This is a genomic window from Pseudomonas sp. AU12215 (genome assembly GCF_001675465.2).
Classification (GTDB): domain Bacteria; phylum Pseudomonadota; class Gammaproteobacteria; order Pseudomonadales; family Pseudomonadaceae; genus Pseudomonas; species Pseudomonas nitroreducens.
In genome coordinates this window covers 44,028-70,743 of sequence record NZ_MACM02000156.1, presented here as the reverse complement: position 1 = coordinate 70,743, position 26,716 = coordinate 44,028, and the positions used below count along the sequence as shown (strand labels likewise).

Below are 26,716 nucleotides of genomic sequence, written 5' to 3'. Positions count from 1 at the left end.
TCGCCTTGGACCTTTCGCCCTTGCGCGCCGAGCTGCCTCCCACTCCTATCGAGGACCCGACATGCAACACGTCCCCAGCCACTTCATCATCCGCATCAGTTGCCCGGCCGTGTCCGGGATAGTCGCGGCGGTGACCACCTACCTGGCCGAGCAGGGTTGCTACATCAGCGAGATGGCGCAGTTCGACGACGAGGGCAGCGGTCGCTTCTTCATGCGCGCCGTGTTCCGCTTCAACGAAGGTCTGGCCGGCGACATCGGCGCGATCGAAACCGGCTTCGCCGACGTGGCCGGCCGCTTCGACATGGACTGGAGCCTGCACAGCAACGCCCGGCCGATGCGCGTGCTGCTGATGGTGAGCAAGTTCGACCACTGCCTGTCCGACCTGCTCTACCGCCACGCCAAGGGCGAGCTGGACATGCRGATCACCGCCATCGTYTCCAACCACCTYGACCTGCGCCCGATGGCCGAGCGCGAAGGCATCCGCTTCGTCTACCTGCCGGTGACGAAAGACACCAAGGCCCAGCAGGAAGCCGCGCTGATGCGCATCGTCGACGAAACCGACACGGAACTCGTGGTGCTCGCCCGCTACATGCAGATCCTCTCCGACGACCTCTGCAAGCARCTCTCCGGCCGSGCGATCAACATCCACCACTCCTTCCTYCCCGGCTTCAAGGGCGCCAAGCCCTAYCACCAGGCYTACGARCGTGGCGTGAAGCTGATCGGCGCCACCGCSCACTACGTCACCTCCGACCTCGACGAGGGCCCGATCATCGAGCAGGAAGTGCAGCGCGTGGACCACGCGTACGCTCCCGACGACCTTGTCGCCATCGGTCGCGACACCGAGACCATCGCGCTGTCCCGTGCGGTGAAGTACCACCTCGAACACCGCGTCTTCCTCAACCACGACCGCACGGTGATCTTCAAATGAATGCCATCCCCAGCGTCAAACTCATCGACGGCAAGGCCACCTCGGCACGGGTGCTCGCCGAGGTCCGCGAGGAAGTCCTGGTGCTGCGCGAGGACGGCATCCAGCCGGCCCTGGCCGTGGTGCTGGTGGGCAGCGACCCGGCCAGCCAGGTCTACGTGCGCAATAAAGTGCTGCGTGCCGAGGAAGTCGGCATCCGCTCGCTGGAACACAAGCTGCCGGCGGATACCGCCGAAGACGCCCTGCTCGACCTGATCGCACAACTCAATGACGACCCGACGGTGAACGGCATCCTCGTGCAACTGCCCCTGCCCCGGCACATCGACGAGAACCGCGTGCTGCAGGCGATCGACCCGATCAAGGATGTCGACGGCTTCCACAGCGAGAACGTCGGCGGGCTGAGCCAGGGCCGCGACGTGCTCACGCCCTGCACCCCGGCCGGCTGCATGCGCCTACTGCACGACACCTGCGGCGATATCGCCGGCAAACACGCGGTGGTGATCGGCCGCTCCAACATCGTCGGCAAGCCCATGGCTGCCCTGCTGCTCAAGGCGCATTGCACGGTGACCGTGGTGCATTCGCGCAGCGCCAACCTGCGCGAGCTGTGCCGCCAGGCCGACATCGTCGTCGCCGCCGTCGGCAAGCCGCGGCTGGTCGACGCCAGCTGGCTGAAGCCCGGCGCCGTGGTGATCGACGTGGGCATCAACCGCATCGACGAAGACGGCCGCAGCAAGCTGGTCGGCGACGTCGATTTCGACAGCGCCCTGTCCCAGGCCGCGGCCATCACCCCGGTGCCCGGCGGCGTCGGCCCGATGACCATCGCCTACCTGATGAAGAACACCCTGGTCGCCACGCGCCTGCAGCGCGCCAGCGCCACTGCGGAGTAAGCAGCATGCCTTTCGCCCTCCTGAAATACGGCCTGAGCGCCGACTATCCGGTGGAAGTGGACCTGCCGCCGCCCTGCGAACTCAAGCCGCGCTATGACGTGGTGATCATCGGTGGTGGCGGCCACGGGCTGGCCACTGCCTACTACCTCGCCAAGTACCACGGCGTGACCAACGTCGCCGTGCTGGAGAAGGCCTACCTCGGCGGTGGCAACACCGCGCGCAACACAGCGGTGATCCGCTCGAACTACCTCACCAGCGAAGGCGTGAAGTTCTACGCCGAGTCGGTGCGGATGTTCCAGGGACTGTCCAATGAGTTCGACTTCAACATCATGTACTCCGAGCGTGGCCAACTGACCCTGGCGCACACCGATGCCACGGTGCGCGCTTTCCGCCAGCGCGCCGAGGTGAACAAGCACTTCGGCGGGCGCACCGAGATGATCGACCGCCAGCAGATCCGCGAACTGGTGCCGAGCCTCAACCTCGACCCCGGTCACCTGCCGGTGATCGCCGGGCTCTGGCACATCGACGGCGCCACTGCCCGCCACGATGCCGTGGCCTGGGGCTACGCCAAGCAAGCCGCGAAACGCGGCGTGGAAATCCACCAGCTCACCGAAGTGCAGGACCTGGTGGTGCGCGACGGTCGCATCGAGGCGGTGAAGACCAACCGCGGCACCGTGCAGTGCGGCTGCGTGGTCCAGGCCATTGCCGGGGCCAGCTCGCTGCTGATGGCCAAGGCCGGCATTCGCGCACCGATCCACACCTACCCGCTGCAGGCCATGGTGACCCAGCCGTTCAAGCCGTTCCTCGATCCGCTGGTGAGCTCCTCGGCGCTGCACTGCTACGTGCAGCAGACCAGCCGTGGCGAGCTGGTCTTTGGCGGTGGTTCGGACCCCTACCCGCTGTACAACACGCGCTCGACCCTGGACCTGAAGGAAAGCCTGCTGGCCCACGCCATCGAGATGTTCCCCTTCATGGCCAACGCCAAGCTGATGCGCCAGTGGGCCGGGATCACCGACATGACGCCGGACTACAGCCCGATCATGGGCCTGTCGCCGGTGAAGAATTATTACCTCGACGCCGGCTGGGGCACCTGGGGCTTCAAGTCCACGCCCATCTGCGGCAAGACCATGGCGGAGCTCGTGGCCAGCGGCGGCAAGGTGCCGGAGCTGATCGCGCCCTTCGCGCTGGAGCGCTTCAGTCGTTTTCAGCAGGTCAACGAGATGGGCGCCACCGCGGCCAGCCACTGAGGAACCAGCCATGAAGATCCTGACTTGCCCGCTCAACGGGCCACGCAACATCAGCGAGTTCACCTACGGCGGCGAGTTCAAGCAGATGCCCGATCCCACCACCTGCAGCGACACCGAATGGGCCGACTACGTGTTCAACAGCGACAACGCCGCCGGCATCGTCCGCGAATGGTGGCTGCACAACGCGTCCAGCTACTGGTTCCTGGCGGAGCGCCACACGGTGACCGACCAGGTGATCCGCACCTTCGACCCCAGGGAAGTCTTCGACCGGCGCGTCGACTTCACCGTCGCTCAACCCGCCACAGCGCAGGAGTCCGCCCAATGAGCGCCCTCCCCCGCCTCCCCGCTCCCATGGGCCTGCTGATCGACCGCGACAAGCCGCTGCGCTTCTCTTTCGACGGCAGCGACTACCAGGGCTACGAGGGCGACAGCGTCGCCAGCGCCCTGCTCGGCAATGGCCGCTGGCTGCTCTCGCGCTCGTTCAAGTATCACCGTCCGCGCGGCCCGCTGACCCTAGCCGGGCAGGACGCCAACACCCTGGTGCAACTGCCCGACGAGCCCAACGTGCTGGCCGACATGCACCCCGCCCGCGACGGCCTGGCCGTTCAAGGCCAGAACTACGCCGGCAGCCTCGACCACGACCGCGACGCCTACCTGGGCAGGTTCTCGCGCTTCATGCCGGTGGGCTTCTACTACCGCTCCTTCTACAAGCCCAAGGGCATGTGGAAGGTCTGGGAGCCGCTGATCCGCAAGAAGGCCGGGCTCGGCGTGCTCGACCTTAACTTCAAGCCGCAGTACTACGACAAGGCCTACCTGTTCGTTGACCTCGCTGTCATCGGCGCCGGCCCGGCTGGCCTACGCGCCGCGCTGGACGCCGCCAATGCCGGCGCCAGTGTCCTGCTGGTGGAACAGCTGCCGGTGCTCGGCGGCTCGCTGAACTACGCCCGCTTCGACCTATCAGGCAAGCGCGCCGCCGAGGTGCGCGACGTGCTGGTCAGCTCCGTGCAGGATCACCCCAACATCCAGGTGCTGACTCAGGCCACCTGCAACGCCTGGTTCGCCGATAACTACCTGCCGGTCATCCAGCACAAGCGCATGTACAAGGTTCGCGCCACTCGCTGCCTGGTGGCTGCCGGGTCCTTCGACCAACCGGTGGTATTCCGCAACAACGACCTGCCCGGCGTGCTACTGACCAGCGCCGTCCAGCGGCTGATGAAGCTGTACGCGGTGAAACCGGGCAACCGCGCCGTGGTGCTGACCGGCAACGACGACGGCTACCTGGCCGCCCTCGACCTGCAGGAACAGGGGGTCAGCGTGGCCGCGGTGGTGGACATGCGCGCCGCCCCCGCCGACGCCCGCCTCGCCGATGAGCTGAAGTACCGCCAGATCCCGCTGCACAACGCCAGCACCGTCTACGAAGCCCTGCATGAACCCGGCCTGCGCCACGTCAGCGGCGTGGATATCCGCCGCATCACCGGCCAGGGCCAGGTCGCCGAGCACGGCGAGCGCCTGGACTGCGACCTGCTGTGCATGTCCGCCGGCTACATGCCGGTCTACCAGCTCCTCTGCCAGGCCGGCGGCAAGCTGGCCTACGAGGAAGATCGCGCCGAATTCGCCATCAGCGGCCTGCCCGCCGGGCTGGATATCGCCGGCTCGGTCAACGGTCACCACAGTCTGGTCAACATCCTGGCCGACGGCGCCCGCGCAGCCAGTGTCGCCCTCGAAGCACTGGGCCTGGAAGCGCCAGCGCCGCGCACCTATATCGACGAGCCACGGGTCAACTTCGACTGGCCGATCTTCCCCCACCCCAAGGGCAAGGACTTCGTCGACTTCGACGAGGACCTGCAGGTGCGCGACATCGTCAACGCCACCCGCAGCGGCTACCGCGACGTGCAACTGGTCAAGCGTTTCTCCACCGTCGGCATGGGCCCGTCCCAGGGCCGTCATTCGGCGCTGCCCACGGCGCGCCTGGTGGCCCAGTCCACCGGCCGCAGTATCAGTGAAACCGGCGTGACCACCGCGCGCCCGCCTTTCGAGGCAGAGAAGCTCGCCCATGTCGCCGGCCGCGCCTTCGACCCGTACCGACAGACGCCCATGCACCGCCGCCACCTCGAAGCCGGCGCGAAGATGATGCCCGCCGGCATCTGGGAGCGCCCGGCGTACTACGGCAAGGCGCAGGATCGCGAACGCTGCATGCAGGAAGAAGCACGCCATGTGCGCGAGAAGGTCGGCCTGATCGACGTGTCCACCCTCGGCGGCCTGGACGTGCGCGGCCCGGACGCGGCGGAACTGCTGGAGCGCCTGTACACCTTCGGCTTCGCCAAGCTGCCCATCGGCCGCACCCGCTATGCGCTGATGACCAACGAGCACGGCGTGGTGATCGACGACGGTGTCTGCGCGCGGCTGGGCGGACGACATTTCTACGTCACCGCCACCACCAGCGGCGTGGACCGCATCTACCAGCAGATGCTCAAGTGGAACGCCCAGTGGCGACTCAACGTCGACATCACCAACGTCACCGCTGCCCTGGCCGCCGTGAACCTAGCCGGGCCCCTGTCGCGCTTGGTGCTGGCAAAGGTCTGCGAGGACATCGACCTGTCCGCGGAGGCCTTCCCCTACCTCGGCGTGCGCACCGGCAAGGTCGCCGACATTCCGGCCCGCGTTTTGCGCGTGGGCTTCGTCGGCGAACTGGGCTACGAGATCCACGTGCCGGCACGTTTCGCCGAACGCCTGTGGGACGTGCTGATGGAGGCCGGTGCCGAACAGGGCATCCGCCCCTTCGGCGTGGAGACCCAGCGTCTGCTGCGCCTGGAGAAAGGCCACGTGATCATCAGCCAGGACACTGACGGCATGACCCACCCGGGCGAGATCGACATGCAGTGGGCCATCGGCCGCAAGAAGCCGTTCTTCGTCGGCAAACGCTCTATCGAGATCCTCGAGGCGCAGCCGCTCAGGCGCAAGCTGGTGGGCTTCACCCTGCCCCGTGGCAGCGCACAGCCGCTGGAGGGCCACCTGGTGCTCGACGGCGCCGACATCAGCGGCAACGTCACCTCCTGCGAGTACTCGCAGACCCTCGGCCTGATCGTCGGCCTGGCCTACGCCGGCGCCCACCAGGCGGTACCGGGCATGCAGATCCCGATCCGCGTGGAAGGCGGCCAAGTGGTACGCGCCAACGTCGTCCAGTTGCCCTTCTACGATCCGCAGAACCTGCGCCAGGAGCTCTGAATCATGTCCAGCCTGAAAGCCGAAGACTTCATCGAACGCAGCCCACTCTACCCGCTGCACCACGGCGCCCGACTTGCCGCGCTGGGCAGTAGCGCCATCGTCGCCCGCTACGGCGAGCAGGAAGAACACGCACAGCTGCAGAGCTGCGCGCTGATCGACCTGAGCAACCTGCCTCGCGCGGGCTTCCGTGGCCTCGACGCCGCCGCCTATCTGCAGGCGCGCGGCTACGTGCTGCCAGGCGCGCCCAACCGGTCGCAGCGCCAGGACGACGGCACACTGGTCGCGCGTCTGTCGCAGACCGAGTACCTGCTGCTTGGCAGCCTGCACGACATGGGCGCGCGCATCGCTGCCGAGGAAGCGGCCTGGCAACTCGGTGACAGTGGCAACTACCTGCTGCCACGCCAGGACAGCCACGCCTGGCTGCAGCTCAGCGGCGCGCACTACGCCCAGGTGATGGCCAAGCTCTGCGGCGTCGACCTGCATCCTCAGGCTTTTGGTCCCGGCGCGGTGGCGCAGACCTCAGCGGCGCGGATCAACGTCATCGTCATCAACTCTGGCAGTGCCGAATTACCCTGCCTGCAGATCCTCTGCGACCGCGCCTCGGTGGAGTATTTCTGGACCGCAATGCTAGACGCCATGGACGAGTTCGACGGCCGCCCGGTGGGCATCGACGCCCTGATCGACTGAGCAGCGGGCGGCGCCCATTACCGGGTGTCGCCCAAGGAGACAGCATGAGTGAAAGCGGATACCGCGTACCGGCGCTCGAACGCGGCCTCAACCTGCTCGGCCTGTTCAACGCCCGCGAGCGCAGCCTGGGCATGAACGAGATGGCCGAGCGGCTTGGAGTCAGCCCCTCGGCGCTCTACCGCATCGTCCAGACACTGCAGGACATGGGCTACCTGAAACGGCTCGAGCGCAACCAGTACGAACTGGGCGCGCGAGTGATCTCCGACGGCTTCGCCTACCTGTGCAGCCGGGACATCGTCGAAATCGCCTTGCCACACCTCAACGCTCTGCGCGACAGGACCTCGCTGTCCTGCCACCTCAGCATCCGCGAGCAGACCGAGAGCCTCTATATCTACCGCGCCTTCGCCCCGCAGCGGCTGACGGTGAACATCCCGGTGGGCACCCGCCTGCCCTGCCACGTGACCGCCCTGGGCCGCGTGCTGCTCACCGAACTGGACGCCGACGGCCTCGCGCAGCTCTACCAGCAGGTTCGTCTGGACGACTACCCGGCCCCGGCACCGCGCACCCTGCTGGAACTGCAACACACCATCGCCGAAGACCGCGAGCGCGGCTGGGTGCTGCACCGCTCGGACTACTCCACGGCGATTGCCACCAGCATCCGCGACCGCGCCGGGAAAGTCATCGCGGCCATCAACCTGTCCGGCCCCGAAGCCGTCCTCGCCACCAGCGGTGCCGAGCAACGCTACCTGGAGCTGCTGCTGAACACTGCCGACGGCATTTCTGCTGAGCTAGTAACCTGACCAGGCACGGCGGGGCTTCTATCGGCCAAAAGCGGACCTCAGAGATTCAGGCTACAGACTGATACACACCGTTTGGGATTCAGTTGCCGCTTCAGAAAGGTCTGAATACACTGCCTACCATGATCCGTCGCCTTCGATTGCTCATCGTCTTGCTTCTTAGCCTCACGCTTCCTCTCACGGGGATGGCGGGAGTCGAGACGCCGACTGAACCCTGCCCGATGCAAAGCATGGGCATGGGCCAGATGGCAGGTATGGATCAGGACTGCTGCCAGGATTTGGGCAAGATGACCCAGCATGGCAAGAAGGACTGCAAGAGTGGGCAGGAATGCAAGACCAGCAGCCTGTTGCAGGTCAGCGTCCTGAAAGCTGCCCATCCCGTCGCCACTCCCCCGCGGCCTTCGCCGTACACCGATGTAGTTCTCAGCCAGGCACCCGCAGACCTCTGGCGACCTCCCTGCGCCTGATTCCTCTCTCGACCTGAACCCTGCCCGCGGCCCTGAAGGCTGCCGGGCGGATTGCGCTCATGCGCTGGTTTTCCAGAGGAATCCTCATCGTGACTCACGTCCGACTCCATCCCGGCTGGCTGCTGCTCGCGCTGCTGCCGGGCTGGTCGGCACAGGCTGCGTCCCTGTCACTGGACGACGCCCTGCTGCTGGCTGAACGCAACGCTCCTTCCCTGCTCGCACAGAGCGAGAAAGCCTCGGCGGCGAGAAGCGCCGCCATCCCCGCCGGGGAACTGCCCGATCCCAAGCTCAATCTTGGTCTGCAGAACATCCCCATCGAGGGTGACGAACGCTGGAGCACCCAGCGCGACAACATGTCCATGCAGGTCGTCGGCCTGATGCAGGAGATGCCCAACGGAGACAAGCGCAAGGCCCGCGTCGAGACCGCCCAGGCCGCCATCGAACGCGCCGATGCCGAAGCTGGCGTGGAACGCCTGAAGGTCCGCAGTGCCTCGGCCCAGGCCTGGATCGCCACCTATACGCTGCAACGCAAGCTGGCGATGTTCGACGACTTTTACCGCGAAAACCGCCTGCTCGACGCCACCGTCCGCGCACGTCTGGCCGGGGGGAGCGCAAGCACAGTCGATGCGGTAGCTCCGCGTCAGGAGGCCGCGCTGCTGGACGAGCAGAAAGACGACCTGCTGCGCCAGGAAGCCCAGGCACGGTCGGCGCTCAAACGCTGGATTGGCCAGGATGCTTCCCAGGAGCTGAGCGGCGACTTCCCGCACTGGTCCATCGACGCCTCCCACTCGCTGCAACAGTTGCACCAGCACCCCGAGCTTGCCGCCTACGGTCCGATGACCCGCGAGGCCGAAGCCCTGGTGCGCGAGGCCGTGGCCGAGAAGAAACCGGACTGGAGCTGGGAAGTGGATTACCAGCGCCGTGGCCGCGAGTTCGGCGACATGATGACGTTGCAGGTTAGTTTCGACTTGCCGCTGTTCACCGGCACCCGCCAGGACCCGAAGATTGCCGCGCGACGAGCCCAGCTAAGGCAGTTGGAGGCCGAGCGAGAGGCGCTGGCCCGCGAACACGAGCAGGCACTGGAGGGCGACTTGGCTGAATACCGCCGGCTACAACGCGCCGTCGAGCGCAGCACCGGCACCTTGGTACCGCTGGCCGAGGAGAAGGTACGCCTGGCCACCGCCAGCTACCGATCAGGCAAGACTGGTCTCGACGAGGTAGTCAGTGCCCGCCAGCAACTGGTCGAGGCCCGGCTCAAACAGATCGACCTGCAAGGCTCCCTTGCACAGGTCGCCGCGCGTCTCTACTTCACCTATGAGGAGGGACACGCATGAACCGTTTCCCCTGGAACACCTTCGCGCTATTGATCCTCGCAGGGGCTGTCGGCGGCGCTGGCGGCTATTGGCTTGCCCGGCAGGCTCAGGTGCAGGCGCCGCTGGCCTCGGCCACCCCGGAGCGCAAGCCGCTGTACTGGTACGACCCGATGGTGCCGCAGCAGCACTTCGATGCGCCGGGCAAGTCGCCCTTCATGGATATGCAGTTGGTGCCCAAGTATGCCGATGCTGCCAATGCCGCCGAGAGTGTACCGGCGGTGCGCATCGAGCCAGGTATCCAGCAGAACCTCGGCGTACGCCTGGCCAGCGTTACCCGCGGCACGCTCGACCGTACGCTGCAGGTCACTGGCGTGCTGGCCTTCAATGATCGTGATGTGGCTGTGCTGCAGGCGCGCGCCGGCGGCTTCGTCGAGCGCACCTATTCGCTTGCGCCGGGCGACGTGGTGACCGCCGGAGCCCCCTTGGTCGATGTGCTGGTGCCAGAGTGGGCGGCGGCGCAGGAAGAGTTCATCGCCTTGCGCCATTCGGGCGAACCGTCGCTACTGGCGGCGGCGCGACAACGCCTGCTGCTGGCCGGCATGCCGAGCGGACTCGTGCAGCAGATCGAGCGCAGCGGCAAAGTCCAACCTGTAACTACCCTGAACGCGCCGATTGCGGGAGTTATCCGTGAGCTGGAGGTGCGCCCCGGCATGACACTGGCCGTTGGCGCCCCCCTGGCCAGAATCAATGGCCTGGGGCGTGTATGGCTGGAGGCCGCAGTGCCGGAGGTGCAAGCCGCGGGACTCAAGGTCGGCCAGTCGGTCGATGCCCGTCTGCCCGCGCTGCCAGGCCATCCGGTGACCGGCACCCTGACCAGCATCCTCCCGGAGAACGACCAGCAGAGCCGCACCTTGCGCTTGCGCATCGAGCTGCCCAACCCGGACGGACAACTGCGCCCCGGCATGACCGCGCAGGTCAGCCTCGACCTTGCCGGCCAGAGCGATGTGCTGCAGATCCCCAGCGAAGCGGTGATCCGCACCGGCAAGCGCAATCTTGTGATGCTGGCGGAAGACCAGGGTCGGTTCCGCCCGGTGGAAGTGCGTCTCGGCCAGGAGAACGATGGGCTCGTGGCCGTACTGCAAGGTCTGGACGAAGGCCAGCGGGTGGTGGCTTCCGGGCAGTTCCTTATCGACTCGGAAGCAAGCCTGAAAGGCATCGAAGCGCGCACGGCAGAAGAGCCGCCGGCAAAGATGACGATGCCCGCTGTGCATGAAACGGACGGCCGCATCGTGGAGATCACCGCACAGGGGCTGACCATCAGCCACGGCCCGTTCAGCACCCTGGGCATGCCCGGCATGACCATGACCTTTGCACTCGCTCGCCCTGAACTGGCAGCCGGCCTGAAGCCTGGCGATCGCATTCGCTTCGGTGTCAGGCAGGGAGATGCAGGGCTGGTAATAGAGCAGGTCCGCAAGCAGGAGCAACAGCCATGATCGCGAAGCTCATACGCTGGTCGGTGGCCAATCGTTTCCTGGTACTGCTGGCTACCCTGTTCATTGTCGCCTGGGGTGTCTGGTCGCTACGCAGTACACCGGTCGATGCCCTGCCAGACCTTTCCGATGTCCAGGTCATCATCCGCACCAGCTATCCGGGACAGGCACCGCAGATCGTCGAGAACCAGGTCACCTACCCGCTGGCCACCACCATGCTGTCGGTGCCCGGTGCGAAGACCGTGCGCGGCTTTTCCTCCTTTGGCGACAGCTTCGTCTACGTGCTGTTCGAGGACGGCACTGACCTCTACTGGGCGCGCTCGCGGGTGCTGGAGTACCTCAACCAGGTGCAGTCGCGCCTGCCGCCCACGGCGAAGACGGCGCTCGGCCCGGACGCCACCGGCGTCGGCTGGATCTACCAGTACGCCCTGGTGGACCGCACGGGCCGGCATGATCTCGCCCAGCTGCGCGCCCTGCAGGACTGGTTCCTCAAGTTCGAACTGAAGACGGTGCCTGATGTTGCGGAAGTTGCCACCGTCGGGGGCATGGTCAAGCAGTACCAGGTGCTGCTCGACCCGGTGCGGCTGGCCAGCCTGGGTATTTCCCAGAGCCAGGTGGTCGAGGCCATCGGCAAGGCCAACCAGGAAACCGGCGGCGGAGTGCTCGAACTGGGCGAGGCGGAGTTCATGGTTCGCGCCTCGGGCTACCTGAAGACCCTCGCGGACTTCCGCGCGATCCCCCTGCGCCTGGCCGCCAACGGCAGCCCGGTGACACTGGGCGATGTCGCCAGCATCCAGCTCGGCCCGGAAGTGCGCCGGGGCATCGGCGAACTGGACGGCGAAGGCGAAGCGGTTGGCGGAGTGATCGTCCTGCGCAGCGGCAAGAACGCCCGCGAAGCCATCGCACGGGTGAAGGGCAAGCTGGAGTCGCTGAAGAAGAGCCTGCCCGAGGGCGTGGAGATCGTCTCCACCTACGACCGCAGCCAGCTGATCGACCGCGCGGTGTCCAACCTCAGCCACAAGTTGATCGAGGAGTTCATCGTCGTCGCGCTGGTCTGCGCGGCCTTCCTCTGGCATTTGCGCTCCTCGCTGGTAGCGATTGTTTCACTGCCGGTGGGCGTGCTCATCGCGCTGATCGTCATGCGTCACCAAGGGATCAATGCCAACATCATGTCCCTGGGCGGCATCGGCATCGCCATCGGCGCTATGGTCGACGCGGCAGTGGTGATGATCGAGAACGCACACAAGCGCATCGAGGCCTGGCACGAGCGCCACCCCGGCACTCCGCTGGCCGGTGAACAGCACTGGCGGGTGATGACCGAGGCCGCGGTGGAGGTCGGGCCGGCGCTGTTCTTCAGCCTGCTGATCATCACGCTGTCATTCATTCCGGTATTCACCCTGCAGGCGCAGGAAGGCCGCTTGTTCGGCCCGCTGGCGTTCACCAAGACCTACGCCATGGCGGGCGCCGCTGGGCTTTCCGTGACCCTGGTACCTGTACTGATGGGTTACTGGATTCGCGGGCGCCTGCCCTCGGAACAACGCAATCCGCTCAATCGCTGGCTGATCCGCATTTACCAACCTGCCCTGGAGGCGGTGCTGCGCCGGCCGCGCACGACACTGGCAGCAGCGCTGGTGATCTTTCTCACCGGGCTGTGGCCGCTGTCCCACCTGGGTGGAGAGTTCCTACCGCCGCTGGACGAGGGCGACCTGCTGTACATGCCTTCGGCCCTGCCCGGCCTATCTGCGCAGAAGGCCTCGGAGCTGCTGCAGAGCACCGACCGCCTGATCAAAAGCGTGCCGGAAGTTGCCAGCGTGTTCGGCAAGGCAGGCCGCGCCGAATCAGCCACCGACCCGGCGCCGCTGGAGATGTTCGAGACCACCATCCGCTTCAAACCGAAGGAGGAATGGCGGCCGGGCATGACCAGCGAGAAACTGGTAGAGGAGCTCGATCGCGTGGTGAAGGTGCCGGGACTGACCAACATCTGGATTCCGCCGATCCGCAACCGCATCGACATGCTCGCCACCGGCATCAAGAGTCCCATCGGGGTGAAGGTCGCCGGCACCGACCTGGCCGAAATCGACCGCGCCACCCAGGCGGTTGAACGGGTGGTCAAGGGGATTCCCGGTGTGAGTTCGGCGCTGGCCGAACGCCTCACCGGAGGTCGCTACATCGACGTCGATATCGACCGCCAGGCGGCGGCCCGCTACGGCATGAACATCGCCGATGTGCAGGCCATCGTCAGCAGCGCCATCGGCGGGGAGAACGTTGGTGAGACGGTGGAAGGCCTCGCCCGCTACCCGATCAACGTGCGCTATCCGCGCGAGTGGCGCGACTCGGTCGATGCGCTGCAGCAGTTGCCGATCTACACCGCCCTGGGTGCCCAAATCACCTTGGGTAGCGTGGCGCGGGTGCGCATCAGCGAAGGTCCGCCGATGCTCAAGAGCGAGAACGCTCGTCTTTCCGGTTGGGTCTACGTCGACGTGCGCGGCCGTGACCTGGCGTCGGTGATGGCGGACCTGCGCCAGGCGGTAGAGCACGAGGTGAAGCTCGCGCCGGGCATGAGCCTGAGCTACTCCGGCCAGTTCGAATACCTGGAGCGCGCCAACGCCCGGCTCAAGCTGGTGGTGCCGGCGACGCTGGCGATCATCTTCGTACTGCTCTACCTGACCTTCAGGCGCTTCGACGAAGCCGTGCTGATCATGGCGACCTTGCCCTTCGCCCTCACCGGCGGCGTGTGGCTGCTGTACCTGATGGGCTTCAACCTGTCGGTGGCCACGGGGGTTGGCTTCATCGCCCTGGCCGGGGTCGCGGCGGAGTTCGGCGTGATCATGCTGGTCTACCTGAAGAACGCCTGGTCTGAACGCCCGGATGACAGCGGTCCAGACGCGTTGCTCGCCGCCATCCGCGAAGGCGCAGTGCAGCGCGTTCGCCCCAAGGCCATGACCGTGGCCGTGATCGTCGCCGGCCTGCTGCCGATTCTCTGGAGCAGCGGCACTGGCAGCGAAGTGATGAGCCGCATCGCCGTGCCGATGGTCGGCGGCATGATCACCGCACCGCTCCTTTCACTGTTCGTCATCCCCGCCGCCTACTGGCTGATGCGCCGTCGTCAGCCCCGCGTGGCTATCCAATCCCAACCCGGAGAAATCGCATGAAAAAACCACTGATCGCCGCCGGCACCGTCCTGCTCGCACTGTCCTTTGTCGCCGCCGCGGAGGACATGCCCGGCATGAAGATGGATGGCATGAACATGGACGGGATGAACGCGGAAAGCTCGAAGACTAACCCCACCGCTAGTGCCGAAGGCACCATCAAGGCCATCGACAATGAACGCCACACTGTCACTCTCGCCCACGGCCCGGTGGCGGCTCTGCAATGGCCGTCCATGACCATGGCTTTCAAGACCGAGCCGGGCCAACTGGACAATCTGCAGGTCGGCGACAAGGTGGCCTTCGAATTCCTCTATGAAAGTGGGGAGTCGAAGATCGTGAACATTCGGAAGAAGTAATTTTGAAAAGGAAGCCCAGTTGGTCGGGTATGTCGACTGGGCGGTCCTGAGGGGAAAACGTCCGCTTTGGTTGGAAGCAGACTCCTGTCCTCTCCCTCAGAGAAACGGCGAAATGTTCTCCAGCGCACGGCTGACGTAGGTTTCCTTCTCGCCCACTGGCGCCACGTAGAACATCACTCCTTTGGCAGTCTCGACATCTGCAAGACGGGCGATGAACCAGGTTGCGAGATACTGAGACGACAGGCAGCCACCGGAAGTCGCGACGTTTCCCTTGGCTGTGAAGGGCTCATTGATCACATCGATTCCCGCGTCCTCTACCCAGGGTTTGGTGACCAGATCCGTACAGGCTGGAACACCATCAAGTAGCCCGAGCTTGGCCAGAATCAGTGTGCCCGAGCACTGAGCGCCCAGCAGTTGGCGCTTCGGATCGAATCGAAGGCGGGACATCAATTCGGGGGTCGCGACAATATCGCGCGTCTTAATGCCACTGCCCACCAGAACAGCATCCGCCTGGCAGGCATCCTCTAAGGAGACCTGCGCTTCCACTAAAAGTCCGTTCATCGAACGCACCTGCCGCTCCGGACTTGCGATTGAAACTCGCCAATCAGCCCGTTCGACGCGATTGAGTAGGTTGAAGGCAATCAGGGAGTCCAACTCATTGAAGCCATCAAAAGTCAGAATGGCGATGTGCATAGTGTCCTCGGGCGCTCGAGGCGCAGATGGCTCAATAGGCGGCTTAAATTGGCACGTCCAAACTGAACGAGGGGCTACTTCGATCGGCCCTGTCAGAGACTGGCGTTACGCTTCATCTATCAGGGGGAACCTCTCCCGCAGTGAAGAAAGCCATCGTGCAACAACATCAATTTCTTCTTCGCTGAATCCTTCGGTCAGCTTGGTGTTGATTTCCTTGAGACTTTCTTTCGAGTGCTCGGCCGCTACACGACCGTCATCGGTCAGCCAGAGGCGCCAGGCCCGTCCATCCTCCTCGTCTCGGCGGCGTTCAATAAGATCCAGGTTCTGCATCCTGTCTGCGAGGCCGCTCATCCCAGGAGCACCTAAATCCAGGGCAGCAGCGGCCGCACTCATGAGTGCCCCATCGTTCTTTTCCAAAAAGAACAGCAGGCCTGACTGCGCCGAGGTTACGCCCCCCTCAAGGGTTCGCGCCTGGGTCCACCGTTGCAGCCTCCGCTGCCCTGAGTTCAAGAGATATACGAGCCGGTGCTTCATGTCCTAATTCCTTGAACGATACCCGGCAGCGGTAAACCGCTGCCGGACACTTTTGTCATCTAATCTTGGAAAAGTCGGGCTGACGCTTCTGCGCGAAAGCCGCAAATACTTCACGGGCCTCTGCACTCTGCAGGCGCTTCACAAATACGTCCGTCTCCAGATCCATTTGCGCAAGCATCCGTTCCGATTCCCGCATTAGACTTTTCATTGCCGTCAACGACCCTACCGGCTTGGCTGCAATTTTCGCAGCCAAACGCTTGGCTTCAGTCTGCAGGGCCGCGACAGGCACAACTTTATTCGCGATGCCCCAAGCCAAGGCGCTGCTGGCATTTACTGGCTCGCCTAGCGAGAACATCTCGAACGCCCTGGTATGCCCGATTCGCAGGGGAAGGAGGTAGCTCGATGCGGCCTCGGGCACCAAGGCGAGATTGACAAACGGTGTCATCAGCTCGGCATCGTCAGCAAGCAGGATATAGTCGCAGTGCAGCAGCATGGTAGTCCCCACCCCCACCGCTTTACCCTGAACGGCAGCAACAATTGGAACACTGGTGCTGGCCAAGGCAGCAAGAAAACGCGTGACATGACGCTCTTCAGAATCCGCGCCAGCGGACTGCGCCGCAAACTCACCGATGTCGTTGCCAGAGGTGAACATTTCCCCTTCAGCCCGGATTAGCAGAACCCGTACGTCCTGGTCGGTGTCGGCACGCTGGATGGCGTCGGCCAGAGCTGCGTACATCTCGTTCGTAAGGGCATTCTTCTTGGCCTGCCTGGACAGCGTAACGGTAAGCACACCTTCGGACAGATCGGTTTTGACTTCGGATATCACGGCTAGAGTCTCCTAAAGGGAGTTCAGTCAATTGGCGACGCGAAGCGCCTCTGGATTTCGAGCCGGCGTTCACATCGGACTGTGGCGCAGAAAATTACTTCGCACGCGAAGCATGTAACTACTTCGCATGCGAAATATCAACCCCTGGCTGGTTTGGTTAGACATTCCAAGGCTTGAACCGCCGGCAATTAGCAAGGGCGCCGCCAGCTTGTGCGAGTCATTTTCTGGCTTTCCGCTGGGGTAATGGGGGGCCGCCCCGCCTTAAGAATTTGGTAATCCTGGACACCTACACTGAATTCACCCGAACCCAGCTCACAGGGTTGACGGAGCGGGAGAGCGAGCGTACCTTTCGCCGCGTTTTCAACCTTCATAGGAGTCCTGCCTTGGACAGTTGCCCTAGTCGATTGCGACAGGTCTGAACAGCGAACACGTCCGGCAGCACTCCCTGCCACTGTCTCGCTGAACATAGCGGACAGTGGTGATCCGTCTACCAATCAGGTTGACGTTTCCTCATTTCCTCAACGCCCCCACCGTGGTCTTTGACGCACGGAGGAGGTCGTCGACCCTCGCAATCCATCGACCCTTGCTGCGCTTTTTTATGGCGCCCATGGCGGCTCTTGGCCGCGAACGAGGAAAATCATGGATTGGAAAGTCTTTCTGCTGCGCGTCGCGGCAGCTCTCATTCTCGGCGCCGTGATTGGCGCTGAGCGCCAACTACGTCAGCGCCTTACTGGTCTGCGTACCAACGCTCTGGTGAGTACTGGTGCCTGCCTATTTGTACTGATGACGCAAAGCGTTCCCGGGCTGGCTTCTGATGCCTCTCGCATCGCCGCTTATGTGGTATCCGGGATCGGTTTCCTGGGGGGCGGTGTAATCATGCGAGACGGCCTTAACGTACGGGGCCTGAACACAGCCGCCACTCTCTGGTGCACTGCAGCAATCGGAGTGCTCTGCAGCATGGGCCTTCTTCTAGAGGCCGCCCTCGGAAGTCTCGTAGTTCTTTGCGCAAATATCCTTCTCAGGGACATCGCTCATCGCCTGAATCACCAAGAGGTGGTGCCGGCCAGTGAGGTCGAGCTGCGCTACGGGGTTGAAATAGTCTGCCGTGCCGAAGATGAGATCCAGGTGCGTAGCCTGATGCTTCACAGCATCGACAGTGCGAGCCTGCGCCTGCAATCGCTGCACAGCGAAGACCAGATGAACCCGACCAAATTGGAAGTCCGCGCCGAACTCCTCGGCGATCAGGACGCTACTTCTCAGCTAGAGCGTTTAGTCAGCCGCATCAGCCTTGAAAAAGGCGTCAGTTCTGTGCGCTGGCAAGTTTTCGATCTGGCCACCGACTGAGCCATCCCTTCCACTGAACAGGAGATTTTGGAGTCCTCCCATGAACCCCGACCCTAGTCCAGCTTCACCCAGACTCAAGCCGGACGGCGGCTAACGAGGTTTCCTCGCGCCGCTGCCCGGCACGACCGGCGGCGCATCACTGCGCTCCGCAAACTTTCGTGGTGGTCGCTTCAATGCGGCCACCCAGGAGCGCTTTATGCGTATTAAAAACTTCGGCCGGCGCCTGCTGGCATTCTTCGATCACGGCCTCAGCCGTAACTTCCGCCGCCAGGCGGTTCTTGAACTGCTCCGAAATGGCAACGCCCGTGGCAACCTCCCGCCGGAATTTGTTCGCCAGCTAGCCAGTGCCGCGGAACTGGACGACGCAGCCTTGTACCGGCGCTTCGAAAGTACGCCGGGCGGCCTCGATGCCCACCTCGCTGCAGAGCGGCTCGTTCAAGTCGGGCCAAACTTAGTGGATCAGGAAAAACCTATTTCTTCAGCGCTGCATCTGTGGTTGTGCTACCGGAATCCTTTCAATTTGCTTCTTAGCTTACTGTCGCTGGTTTCCTGGCTAACTGATGACATTAAGGCGGCAACTGTTATCGGCAGTATGGTGCTGATCTCAACACTGCTTCGCTTTGTCCAGGAGGCACGGTCAAACCGGGCTGCGGAACGGCTGAAAGCGTTAGTGAGCAACACCGCAAGCGTTTTGCGGCCTGGCGCGCCCAACGTCGATCGGCGTGGCTCCATCGAGATCCCCTTTCGCGACCTCGTTCCTGGTGATGTGGTTCTCTTGTCAGCCGGGGATATGATCCCTGCTGATCTTCGAGTATTAGCGGCGAAGGATCTGTTCGTCAGCCAGGCAGCGATCACTGGTGAATGGACTACCCCCGGTACGATAGACATCCCCGGCCTACGCTTGGACTACCCCCGGTACGATAGACATCCCCGGCCTACGCTTTGAGCATAGGAGGAAGTCTATGAGCACCCAGCGATTCACCCCGGAATTCAAGGCCGAAGCCGTCAGGCAGGTCATTGAGCGCGGATACTCAGTCGCGGAAATCGCCTCACGCCTCGGCGTCTCTACTCACAGCCTCTACAAATGGGTAAAGGCTGTCACCCCCGACAAGTCGGAGAAGCAGGCCAGCGAACTGTTGGAAGCCAAGAGCGAAATCCTGCGGCTGAGGGCCCAGATGCGTCGCCTTGAAGAAGAGCGGGACATCTTAAAAAAAGCCGCGCGGTACTTTGCCAGGGAGCCCGAGTGAAGTACCGCTTCATGAACCATTTTTTTCAGCTCGCTTAATGCATTGGTGAAGTCGCTCAAAGCAAAACTTACTGGCTTGCTGTCGGCGATCCAGTATGTTGATACCCCTACCTCCAAACCGCCCGACGCGCTCCAGCCAAAGCGGCGCCAGTGAACTTCTCCTCCATCGATGACCTGTTCTGTCATCAGTACAGTGCAATTAAAATCCATGTCGTCGCTGCATACCAGCAGCGGTACTAAGGTGGATGTGCCATCCTCGCCCGGGGCAAAACGGCGCTCAGCGAGGGCGTCCTCCTCTTCGTCCAGTAACCACATTAGCGACAATCCGAGCTGCGAGACCTCTGGGTCATCGATATGGCACGCCATCCATTGCTCGATTGGTACCTCATCGATAGCAAGCCAGGCGCAGGGGCCTTTGGAAAAGCCTGCTTTGTGGCAGATGGCCCGAACTTGATGAAGCATTGAACACTCCCTGGTTCTGTCTTGATCACACGGCAGGATTTAACACTACTCGCGATGTCTAAACGCTGTTTTCGAAAATATCCGCTTTGGGTCGGTAGCTGCCCCACGTCACGGGCAGAAATCGGCTGTGGATTCAATCGGCCAGAAGCGGCCCCCTCAAATCACACCTCGAACACAAGGACTTGCAGCCAGATCAGCTCGCCCCCTGCCGGTGTCATGCGTTGGGGCTGGATGCTTGATCCATGGATGGAAAAACGTACCCCGGGAAAGCGCGCTAGCTGTGGCGAAGCCGGAGCGGGTCCACCAACCCAGCCGCGATGGCCATGCCCACCAGGTCTGACAGTGTTGCAGCCTGCATGCGCTTCATCACCCGTGCGCGATACAGGTCGACAGTCTTCACGCTGATCTCCAGTTGCTCGGCGACTTCGCGGCTGGTGTAGCCGCGTACCAGCGGCAGGAACACGTCACGCTCGCGAGGCGTCAGGGCCGCCAGACGCACCTCCAGTTCGCCCAGGCCTGAGCGCGACGCATGCAGGCGTTCGCCGGAGCTGAGCGCCTGCTGCACGCTGTCCAGCAGCAATTGCTCGTTGTAAGGCTTCTCGATGAAATCCACCGCGCCGGCCTTGAAGGCCCGGATGACGATTGGGACGTCGGCATGGCCGCTGACGAAGATCACCGGCAGTTCCAGGCCGCGTCGGCGCATTTCTTCCTGTACCGCCAGCCCACCAAGCCCGGGCATGCGCACGTCGAGCAGCACACAGGCGTGAGCATCGTTCGGGCAGGCGTCGAGGAACTCGCGGCCGCTGGTGAATGGCCGCACCTTCAGACCGACCGACTCCAGCAACCAGACTGTCGAGTCGAGCATCCGCTGGTCGTCGTCCACCACATACACCACCGCCGTTTCCATCACTGTCTCCGTCATTGTTCGGTTTTCCCTGCCGGCAGCCGGCATTCCAGGCGCAGACCGCCGGAAGGCGCCGCCACGGCCTCCAGCGTGCCGCCGAAGCCTTCGACGATGCCGCGACTCATGGACAGGCCCAACCCCAGGCCTTCGGGCTTGCTGGTGAAGAACGGCGTGAACATCTGCTCCAGCGCCGCCGGGCTAGCCCCGGGCCCTTCGTCATCTACCCAGACGCAGAGCTGCCCGTCACTGTCGCGACAGCTGCCGATGCGCACATTCGAGGGCTCGCCGGCGTGGCGCTCGCGGTTGGCCTCGACGGCGTTGCGCAACAGGTTGAGGAATACCTGTTCCAGCAACACGCGGTCGGCGTAGACGGGCGCCAGATTGTCCGTGAAGGCCTCGCAGATGGCCACCTCCGCACCGGCCGCTTCCCAGGCGCACAAGCCCAACGCAGCACGCGCCACCTGGTTCAGGTCCAGCGCCTGCATCCGCCGCTGCCCCTTGCGCAGGAAGGCCCGCAGGCGACGGATCACTTCGGAGGCGTGGGCGGTGTGCTCGACGATCTGTGCCAACCCCTGGGCCACACGCTGAGCAGCATCCGGTTGGCTGTCGAGGGATTTCAGGTAGCGCTGGCTGGCGCTGGCGTAGTTCATCACAGCGGCCAGCGGTTGGTTCATCTCATGGGCAATTCCCGAAGCCAGTTCGCCCAGGGTCACCAGGCGCGCGGTATGCGCCAGTTCGTCCTGATGCCGGCGTTGCTGGTTCTCGCGCAGTTCGCGTTCGGTCATGTCACGGGCCACCAGCGAGTAGTAACACTCGCCGCCTGCCGCGTTGTGCGCCAGCAGGACCAGCGACAACGGCGCGCCATCGCGTCCGCGCAGGCGTCCTTCGGCGCTCCAGACGCCGCTGCGCCGCGCGCGCTCCCAGCCTTCTCGTTCCAACTGGTCCAGCAGGCCATCGTCCAGCACTTGCGCAACGGACGCTGGCAGCGCCTCGCCTTCTAGCCGCAGAGCACGGCACGCCGAGGGGTTGAGGTACGTGACGCGGCCTCCCGGATCGACGAACAGCACCAGGTCAGTATTGGCCTCGACAACTTCGGCCAGGCGCCGCAAACCTTCCTCGGCCTGAACCCGTGCGGTGATGTCGCGGGACACGCTGACCACTTCCATCACATGGCCGGTATAGGTTTCGCGAATGGCGCGGCTGGCGGTCTCGAACCACAGGTAGTGGCCGTCGCGGTGGCGCAGGCGATAGGTCAGGGTCACGTAGCCGTCCTGCACAAGCGCGTCACGCGTACGCTCGGCGACCCGTTGGCGATCCTGTTCGTGCAGCAGCGGCAGCAGTTCCTTGCCGCGCAGCGCTTCCGGCCAGTAGCCGAGCAACGTCCAGGAGGCCGGCGAGACGTCGAGCAGCCGGCCGGCGAGGGTGCGGCGGGAAATCAGGTCGGTGGTGTTCTCGATGATCTGCCGGTACAGCCGGCTGGCTCTCGCCGCCTCACGCTGGTCCCGCAGCGACGCGGTAGCCTCGCGACCGTGGACCAGCACCTGCCGCTCACCAGGCATCGGTACGAAGGTCCAGAGAAACTGCCGGCCTTCACGCTCACCGGTGACCTCGTGCACCGCCCTCCCCTGTTCCAGGCAGGTGCGCAGCAATTGCGCGTGGTTGCTGGGTAGCAGGTCGCGGGGCTCGCTGCCGGGCAGATCCACGAGCAACTGACGCAGGGCCTGGTTGCAGTCCACCAGCACGTCTGCCTCGTCCAGCACCAGCGCCGGTTGTGGATCGGCGCTGAGTAACGGCGCAGTGCGGCGCGCCTGATGAGCGAGGGCAAGCACTTCGCCGAGCAGTTCACCCATCCAGCCGAGCCAGTGCTCGGCGTCCGCCCCGGAGCTTTCCACCAGCAGCAGCCCCGGCACCGCGTCTCGCAACGGCAGCACCAGCGCCAGCCCCTGGCTCCAGCCGGCGCGTCGCAGGCGGCCGCTGAGCCAGCACGGCACATCGAGAAGTTCTCCGAGAGGCAAGCGTGCAAGCTTGCCCAGCCCCCCGAGCAGCGCCAGGTCATTGGCCTGCAACGGGTCACCACTGCCCGGCGGCAAGCGTGATGCGCCGGCAAGGGCCTCGAAGCTCTGGCTGCGCGGTTGCCATTCGACGTAGAGGGCGCGCTCCACGCCGTCGCGCTCGAGACAGAGCCGCTGCAGAGCGTCGGTCTGCAAGGCGACCGGTGCCTGCTCGCGCACCAGGCGCACCAGGGTATTCAACTCAGACATGAAAGTGGCTCGAAGGCGCTTTGAATGAATATAGTATTTATACCATACACCATAGGTTTAACTTCCATATCCAATTCGACATTGCTATAAAACGCCGCAATGACCGGGCGACAGCTTGCCGCACCGGTCACGACCCGGCTGCTGCCAGACGCTCCACGGGTCATAACAGAACAATGAGCTAACAATCAGCCACAGGGTGTCCACATGTCGATCTTCGAACATGGCTTGCCGCGCGCGGCCGTCAACCACATCGCGCTGTCGCCGCTGAGCTTCATCGAACGTACCGCCCACGTTTACCCCGAGCGTACCGCCATCATCCATGGCAGCCTGCGCCGCACCTGGAAGGAAACCTACCAGCGCTGCCGCCGCCTGGCCTCCGCCCTCGCCGCCCGTGGCATAGGCCGTGGCGATACGGTGGCGGTGATGCTGCCCAACACGCCGCAGATGGTCGAGGCGCACTTCGGCGTGCCGATGATCGGCGCGGTCCTCAATACCCTCAACGTGCGCCTGGACGCCGAGGCCATCGCCTTCATGCTGCAGCACGGCGAAGCCAAAGTGCTGATCACTGACCGCGAGTTCAGCGACGTCATCCACTCAGCCTTGGGCATGCTCGATCATCCGCCCCTGGTGGTGGACGTGGACGACCCCGAGTACGGCGAAGGTTATGCCGTCAGCCCGCTGGACTATGAGGCGCTGCTTGCCGAGGGCGACCCGGAATTCGCCTGGCAGTGGCCGCAGGACGAATGGGACGCCATCTCCCTCAACTACACCTCCGGCACCACCGGCAACCCCAAAGGCGTGGTCTACCACCACCGTGGCGCCTACCTGAACTCGCTGGGCAACCAGATGACCTGGTCCATGGGCCAGCATCCGGTCTACCTCTGGACCCTGCCGATGTTCCACTGCAACGGCTGGTGCTATCCGTGGACCGTTACAGCGCTGGCCGGCACCCACGTGTGCCTGCGCCGGGTCGATCCGCAGAAGATCCTTACCCTGATCCGCGAACACCAGGTCACCCATCTGTGCGGCGCACCCATCGTGCTCAATGCGCTGATCAACATGCCCGCGTCGGCCAAGGCCGCCATCGACCACCCGGTGCACGCCATGGTCGCCGGTGCGGCTCCGCCGGCCAAGGTGATCGGCGCGGTGGAGGAAATGGGCATCAAGGTCACCCACGTCTACGGCCTGACCGAGGTCTACGGCCCGGTGACCGTCTGCGCCTGGCATGAGGAATGGGACGAGCTGTCGCTGGACGAACGCGCCCGCATCAAGTCGCGCCAGGGCGTGCGCTACCCGACCCTGGAAGGCGTGATGGTCGCCGATCCCAAGACCCTGGAGCCGGTGCCGCGCGACGGCCTGACCATCGGCGAGATTTTCATGCGCGGCAACACCGTGATGAAGGGCTACCTAAAGAACCCTACTGCCACCGAGGAATCCTTCGCCGGTGGCTGGTTCCATACCGGCGACCTGGCGGTCTGGCACCCGGACGGCTACGTGGAGATTCGCGACCGCCTCAAGGACATCATCATTTCCGGCGGCGAGAACATCTCCACCATCGAGGTCGAGGGCGTACTCTACCGCCACCCGGCCGTGATGGAAGCCGCCGTGGTGGCCCGTGCCGACGAACGCTGGGGCGAGACGCCCTGCGCCTTCATCACCCTCAAGGCCGAGCACGCGGCGGTCGAGCCGCAGGACATCATGAGCTTCTGCCGCGAGCACCTGGCCGGCTTCAAGGTGCCGCGCACCGTGGTCTTCACCGACCTGCCCAAGACCTCGACCGGGAAGATCCAGAAGTTCGTCCTGCGCGACTGGGCCAACGCCCTCTGACCCGACCTTTCGCCTGCCATCGTGCGCTCCCCGCTGCGGGGAGCGCTGGAGTCCGCCATGCCTGAGTACAACGCTCCCCTGCGCGACATGCGCTTCCTGCTCAATGACGTGTTCGATGCCCCAGCTCTCTGGGCACGCCTGCCGGCGCTGGCTGAACGTATCGACGCCGACACCGCCGACGCCATCCTCGAGGAGGCTGCGAAGATCACCAGCGGCCTGCTCGCTCCGCTCAACCGCAGTGGTGACGAAGAAGGGGCGCAGTTCGCCGACGGCAACGTGTGCACGCCCACCGGCTTCCGCGAGGCCTACGCGACCTACGCCGAAGGTGGCTGGGTCGGGCTGGCGGGCAACCCCGAATACGGCGGCATGGGCATGCCGAAAATGCTCTCGGTGCAGTTCGAGGAAATGATGTACGGTGCCAACGCCAGCTTCAGCCTCTACTCCACCCTCTCCGCCGGCGCCTGCCTGGCGCTGGATGCCCACGCCAACGAAGCCCTCAAGAATACCTACCTGCCGAATATGTACGCTGGCGAATGGGCCGGCTCCATGTGCCTGACCGAACCCCATGCCGGCACCGACCTGGGGCTGATCCGCACCCGCGCCGAACCACAGGCCGACGGCAGCTATCTTGTCAGCGGCACCAAGATCTTCATCACCGGCGGCGAGCAGGACCTCACCGACAACATCATCCACCTGGTGCTGGCCAAGCTGCCCGATGCCCCGGCGGGCTCGCGGGGCATCTCGCTGTTTCTGGTGCCCAAGTTCCTGGTGCAGGCCGATGGCTCGCTGGGCGCGCGCAACGCGGTCTCCTGCGGTTCGATCGAGCACAAGATGGGCATCAAGGCCTCGGCGACCTGCGTGATGAACTTCGATGGCGCCACCGGTTGGCTGGTCGGCGAGCTGAACAAGGGGCTGGCAGCGATGTTCACCATGATGAACTACGAGCGCCTGTCCATCGGCATCCAGGGTATCGGCTGCGCCGAGATGTCCTACCAGAGCGCCGTCGCCTACGCCCGCGAACGTCTGCAAAGCCGCGCCGCCACCGGCCCGGTGGCGAAAGACAAGGCCGCCGACCCGATCATCGTGCACCCCGATGTGCGCCGCATGCTGCTGACCATGAAGGCCCTGACCGAAGGTGGCCGCGCCTTCTCCACCTATGTCGGCCAGCAGCTGGACGTTGCCAAGTATGCCGAAGACGCTGCCGAACGCGAGTCGGCCCAGTCACTGGTGGCGCTGCTGACTCCTGTCGCCAAGGCCTTCTTCACCGACACCGGACTGGAAAGCTGCATCCATGGCCAGCAGGTGTTCGGCGGCCACGGCTTCATCCGCGAGTGGGGCCAAGAGCAACTGGTGCGCGATGTGCGCATCGCGCAGATCTACGAAGGCACCAACGGCATCCAGGCACTCGACCTGCTGGGCCGCAAGGTGCTTGCCGATGGCGGCCAGGCACTGGCGCTGTTCGCCGGAGAGATCCGCGCTTTCGCCGATGCCGCCGACGGCGCCGCCATGGGCTCCTTCACCGCCCCGCTACTGGATGCCCTGGACCTGCTGGAGTCCGTCACTCGCCAGTTGCGCGAGCGCGCCGCCAGCCAGCCGCAGGAGATCGGCGCGGCCTCGGTGGAATACCTGCACCTGTTCGGCTACACCGCCTACGCCTACCTCTGGGCTCGCATGGCGCAGGCCAGCCTGGGCCAGGGCGACGGATTCCACAGCGGCAAGCTGGCCACCGCGCGTTTCTACTTCGCCCGCTTGCTACCGCGCATCGAGTCTCTCGCCGGATCCATACGCGCGGGCAGCGATAGCCTGTTCGAGCTGCGCGCCGAGCACTTCTGAATTTCAGTTGAGCGTGATTGCGTGGCCAGTCGCCAATGTTGGCCACGCTTTTTTGATGGCAGGCTTATCGGGCGATGCAGACAGGCTTCACGCGCCGTATCGGTTCAGTATCTGTGGGTCAGCAATGCTGGCGTCCGGAATGGGGCGGTGGCCATCTCATGGTGCGCAAGCTCAACTTGGTCACATGATTGGAAAGCCCCCGAATACCCTTCACGAGCAAATTCAGCGACTCCTCGGAGCACA

General features: G+C 64.3%; 20 protein-coding genes and 1 pseudogene. 16 read left to right on the top strand and 5 right to left on the bottom strand.

Annotated features, from left to right (window positions below; translation table 11 throughout):
• The first annotated feature begins 61 nt into the window (after positions 1-61).
• The 11 genes from purU to A9513_RS24605 all read left to right on the top strand — a co-directional run bounded on the left by purU (position 62) and on the right by A9513_RS24605 (position 14,543).
• On the top strand, positions 62-928 hold the full coding sequence (gene purU, locus A9513_RS24660; RefSeq protein ID WP_065327839.1) for a formyltetrahydrofolate deformylase: 867 nt from the start codon (positions 62-64) through the stop codon (positions 926-928).
• A complete protein-coding gene (gene folD / locus A9513_RS24655; RefSeq protein ID WP_065327838.1) occupies positions 925-1,812 on the top strand; it encodes a bifunctional methylenetetrahydrofolate dehydrogenase/methenyltetrahydrofolate cyclohydrolase FolD in 888 nt (295 codons plus the stop codon). Before purU ends, folD begins: the two co-directional genes overlap by 4 nt.
• 5 nt (positions 1,813-1,817) lie before the next feature.
• On the top strand, positions 1,818-3,059 hold the full coding sequence (locus A9513_RS24650) for an FAD-dependent oxidoreductase (RefSeq protein ID WP_037014035.1): 1,242 nt from the start codon (positions 1,818-1,820) through the stop codon (positions 3,057-3,059).
• A gap of 10 nt (positions 3,060-3,069) precedes the next feature.
• Entirely contained in the window at positions 3,070-3,384 is a 315-nt protein-coding gene (locus A9513_RS24645; RefSeq protein ID WP_037014030.1) for a sarcosine oxidase subunit delta, read from the top strand.
• Positions 3,381-6,284, top strand: a complete 2,904-nt coding sequence (locus tag A9513_RS24640) for a 2Fe-2S iron-sulfur cluster-binding protein (RefSeq protein ID WP_037014027.1) — start codon at positions 3,381-3,383, stop codon at positions 6,282-6,284. Before A9513_RS24645 ends, A9513_RS24640 begins: the two co-directional genes overlap by 4 nt.
• 3 nt (positions 6,285-6,287) lie before the next feature.
• Positions 6,288-6,971, top strand: coding sequence for a sarcosine oxidase subunit gamma (locus A9513_RS24635; RefSeq protein WP_083196204.1), 684 nt, complete (start codon positions 6,288-6,290; stop codon positions 6,969-6,971).
• 44 nt (positions 6,972-7,015) lie between these two features.
• On the top strand, positions 7,016-7,771 hold the full coding sequence (locus A9513_RS24630; RefSeq protein ID WP_065327837.1) for an IclR family transcriptional regulator: 756 nt from the start codon (positions 7,016-7,018) through the stop codon (positions 7,769-7,771).
• A 553-nt stretch (positions 7,772-8,324) separates the two neighbouring features.
• Positions 8,325-9,569: a TolC family protein gene (locus tag A9513_RS24620; protein WP_065327835.1), complete on the top strand. Its 1,245-nt coding sequence runs from the start codon at positions 8,325-8,327 to the stop codon at positions 9,567-9,569.
• The gene (locus A9513_RS24615) at positions 9,566-11,041 is read left to right on the top strand and encodes an efflux RND transporter periplasmic adaptor subunit (RefSeq protein WP_065327834.1); all 1,476 of its coding nucleotides are present in this window, start codon (positions 9,566-9,568) and stop codon (positions 11,039-11,041) included. The genes A9513_RS24620 and A9513_RS24615 overlap by 4 nt, the downstream gene beginning before the upstream one ends.
• Complete coding sequence (locus tag A9513_RS24610; RefSeq protein ID WP_065327833.1) at positions 11,038-14,190, top strand: efflux RND transporter permease subunit; 3,153 nt, start codon at positions 11,038-11,040, stop codon at positions 14,188-14,190. The genes A9513_RS24615 and A9513_RS24610 overlap by 4 nt, the downstream gene beginning before the upstream one ends.
• Entirely contained in the window at positions 14,187-14,543 is a 357-nt protein-coding gene (locus tag A9513_RS24605; protein WP_065327832.1) for a copper-binding protein, read from the top strand. Before A9513_RS24610 ends, A9513_RS24605 begins: the two co-directional genes overlap by 4 nt.
• Positions 14,544-14,639: 96 nt before the next feature.
• Here the strand turns inward: A9513_RS24605 and A9513_RS24600 are convergent, their stop codons facing one another.
• The 3 genes from A9513_RS24600 to A9513_RS24590 all read right to left on the bottom strand — a co-directional run bounded on the left by A9513_RS24600 (position 14,640) and on the right by A9513_RS24590 (position 16,596).
• Complete coding sequence (locus A9513_RS24600) at positions 14,640-15,236, bottom strand: DJ-1/PfpI family protein (protein ID WP_065327831.1); 597 nt, start codon at positions 15,234-15,236, stop codon at positions 14,640-14,642.
• Positions 15,237-15,341: 105 nt separating this feature from the next.
• Positions 15,342-15,770 (bottom strand): MarR family winged helix-turn-helix transcriptional regulator, encoded by a 429-nt coding sequence (locus A9513_RS24595; RefSeq protein ID WP_065327830.1) that lies wholly within the window; start codon positions 15,768-15,770, stop codon positions 15,342-15,344.
• Positions 15,771-15,825: 55 nt separating this feature from the next.
• Positions 15,826-16,596: an enoyl-CoA hydratase gene (locus A9513_RS24590; RefSeq protein ID WP_065327829.1), complete on the bottom strand. Its 771-nt coding sequence runs from the start codon at positions 16,594-16,596 to the stop codon at positions 15,826-15,828.
• A gap of 639 nt (positions 16,597-17,235) precedes the next feature.
• On the opposite strand from A9513_RS24590, the gene A9513_RS24585 reads away from it, so the two are divergent.
• The 3 genes and pseudogenes from A9513_RS24585 to A9513_RS24575 all read left to right on the top strand — a co-directional run.
• Positions 17,236-17,940, top strand: a complete 705-nt coding sequence (locus tag A9513_RS24585; protein WP_065327828.1) for an MgtC/SapB family protein — start codon at positions 17,236-17,238, stop codon at positions 17,938-17,940.
• A 196-nt stretch (positions 17,941-18,136) separates the two neighbouring features.
• On the top strand, positions 18,137-18,886 hold the full coding sequence (locus A9513_RS24580) for a cation-transporting P-type ATPase (protein ID WP_065327827.1): 750 nt from the start codon (positions 18,137-18,139) through the stop codon (positions 18,884-18,886).
• Positions 18,887-18,902: 16 nt separating this feature from the next.
• A pseudogene (locus tag A9513_RS24575) lies at positions 18,903-19,204 on the top strand (transposase); the annotation flags it as partial.
• Between the two features lie 718 nt (positions 19,205-19,922).
• On the opposite strand, the gene A9513_RS24570 reads toward A9513_RS24575, so the two are convergent.
• A complete protein-coding gene (locus A9513_RS24570) occupies positions 19,923-20,570 on the bottom strand; it encodes a response regulator transcription factor (protein ID WP_089285708.1) in 648 nt (215 codons plus the stop codon).
• Complete coding sequence (locus tag A9513_RS24565) at positions 20,567-22,813, bottom strand: PAS domain S-box protein (RefSeq protein ID WP_065327825.1); 2,247 nt, start codon at positions 22,811-22,813, stop codon at positions 20,567-20,569. The genes A9513_RS24570 and A9513_RS24565 overlap by 4 nt, the downstream gene beginning before the upstream one ends.
• 204 nt (positions 22,814-23,017) lie before the next feature.
• Between A9513_RS24565 and A9513_RS24560 the strand changes: the two genes are divergently transcribed.
• Positions 23,018-24,640, top strand: a complete 1,623-nt coding sequence (locus tag A9513_RS24560) for an acyl-CoA synthetase (RefSeq protein WP_024766877.1) — start codon at positions 23,018-23,020, stop codon at positions 24,638-24,640.
• Between the two features lie 57 nt (positions 24,641-24,697).
• Positions 24,698-26,473: an acyl-CoA dehydrogenase C-terminal domain-containing protein gene (locus A9513_RS24555; RefSeq protein WP_065327824.1), complete on the top strand. Its 1,776-nt coding sequence runs from the start codon at positions 24,698-24,700 to the stop codon at positions 26,471-26,473.
• Positions 26,474-26,716 lie beyond the last annotated feature (243 nt).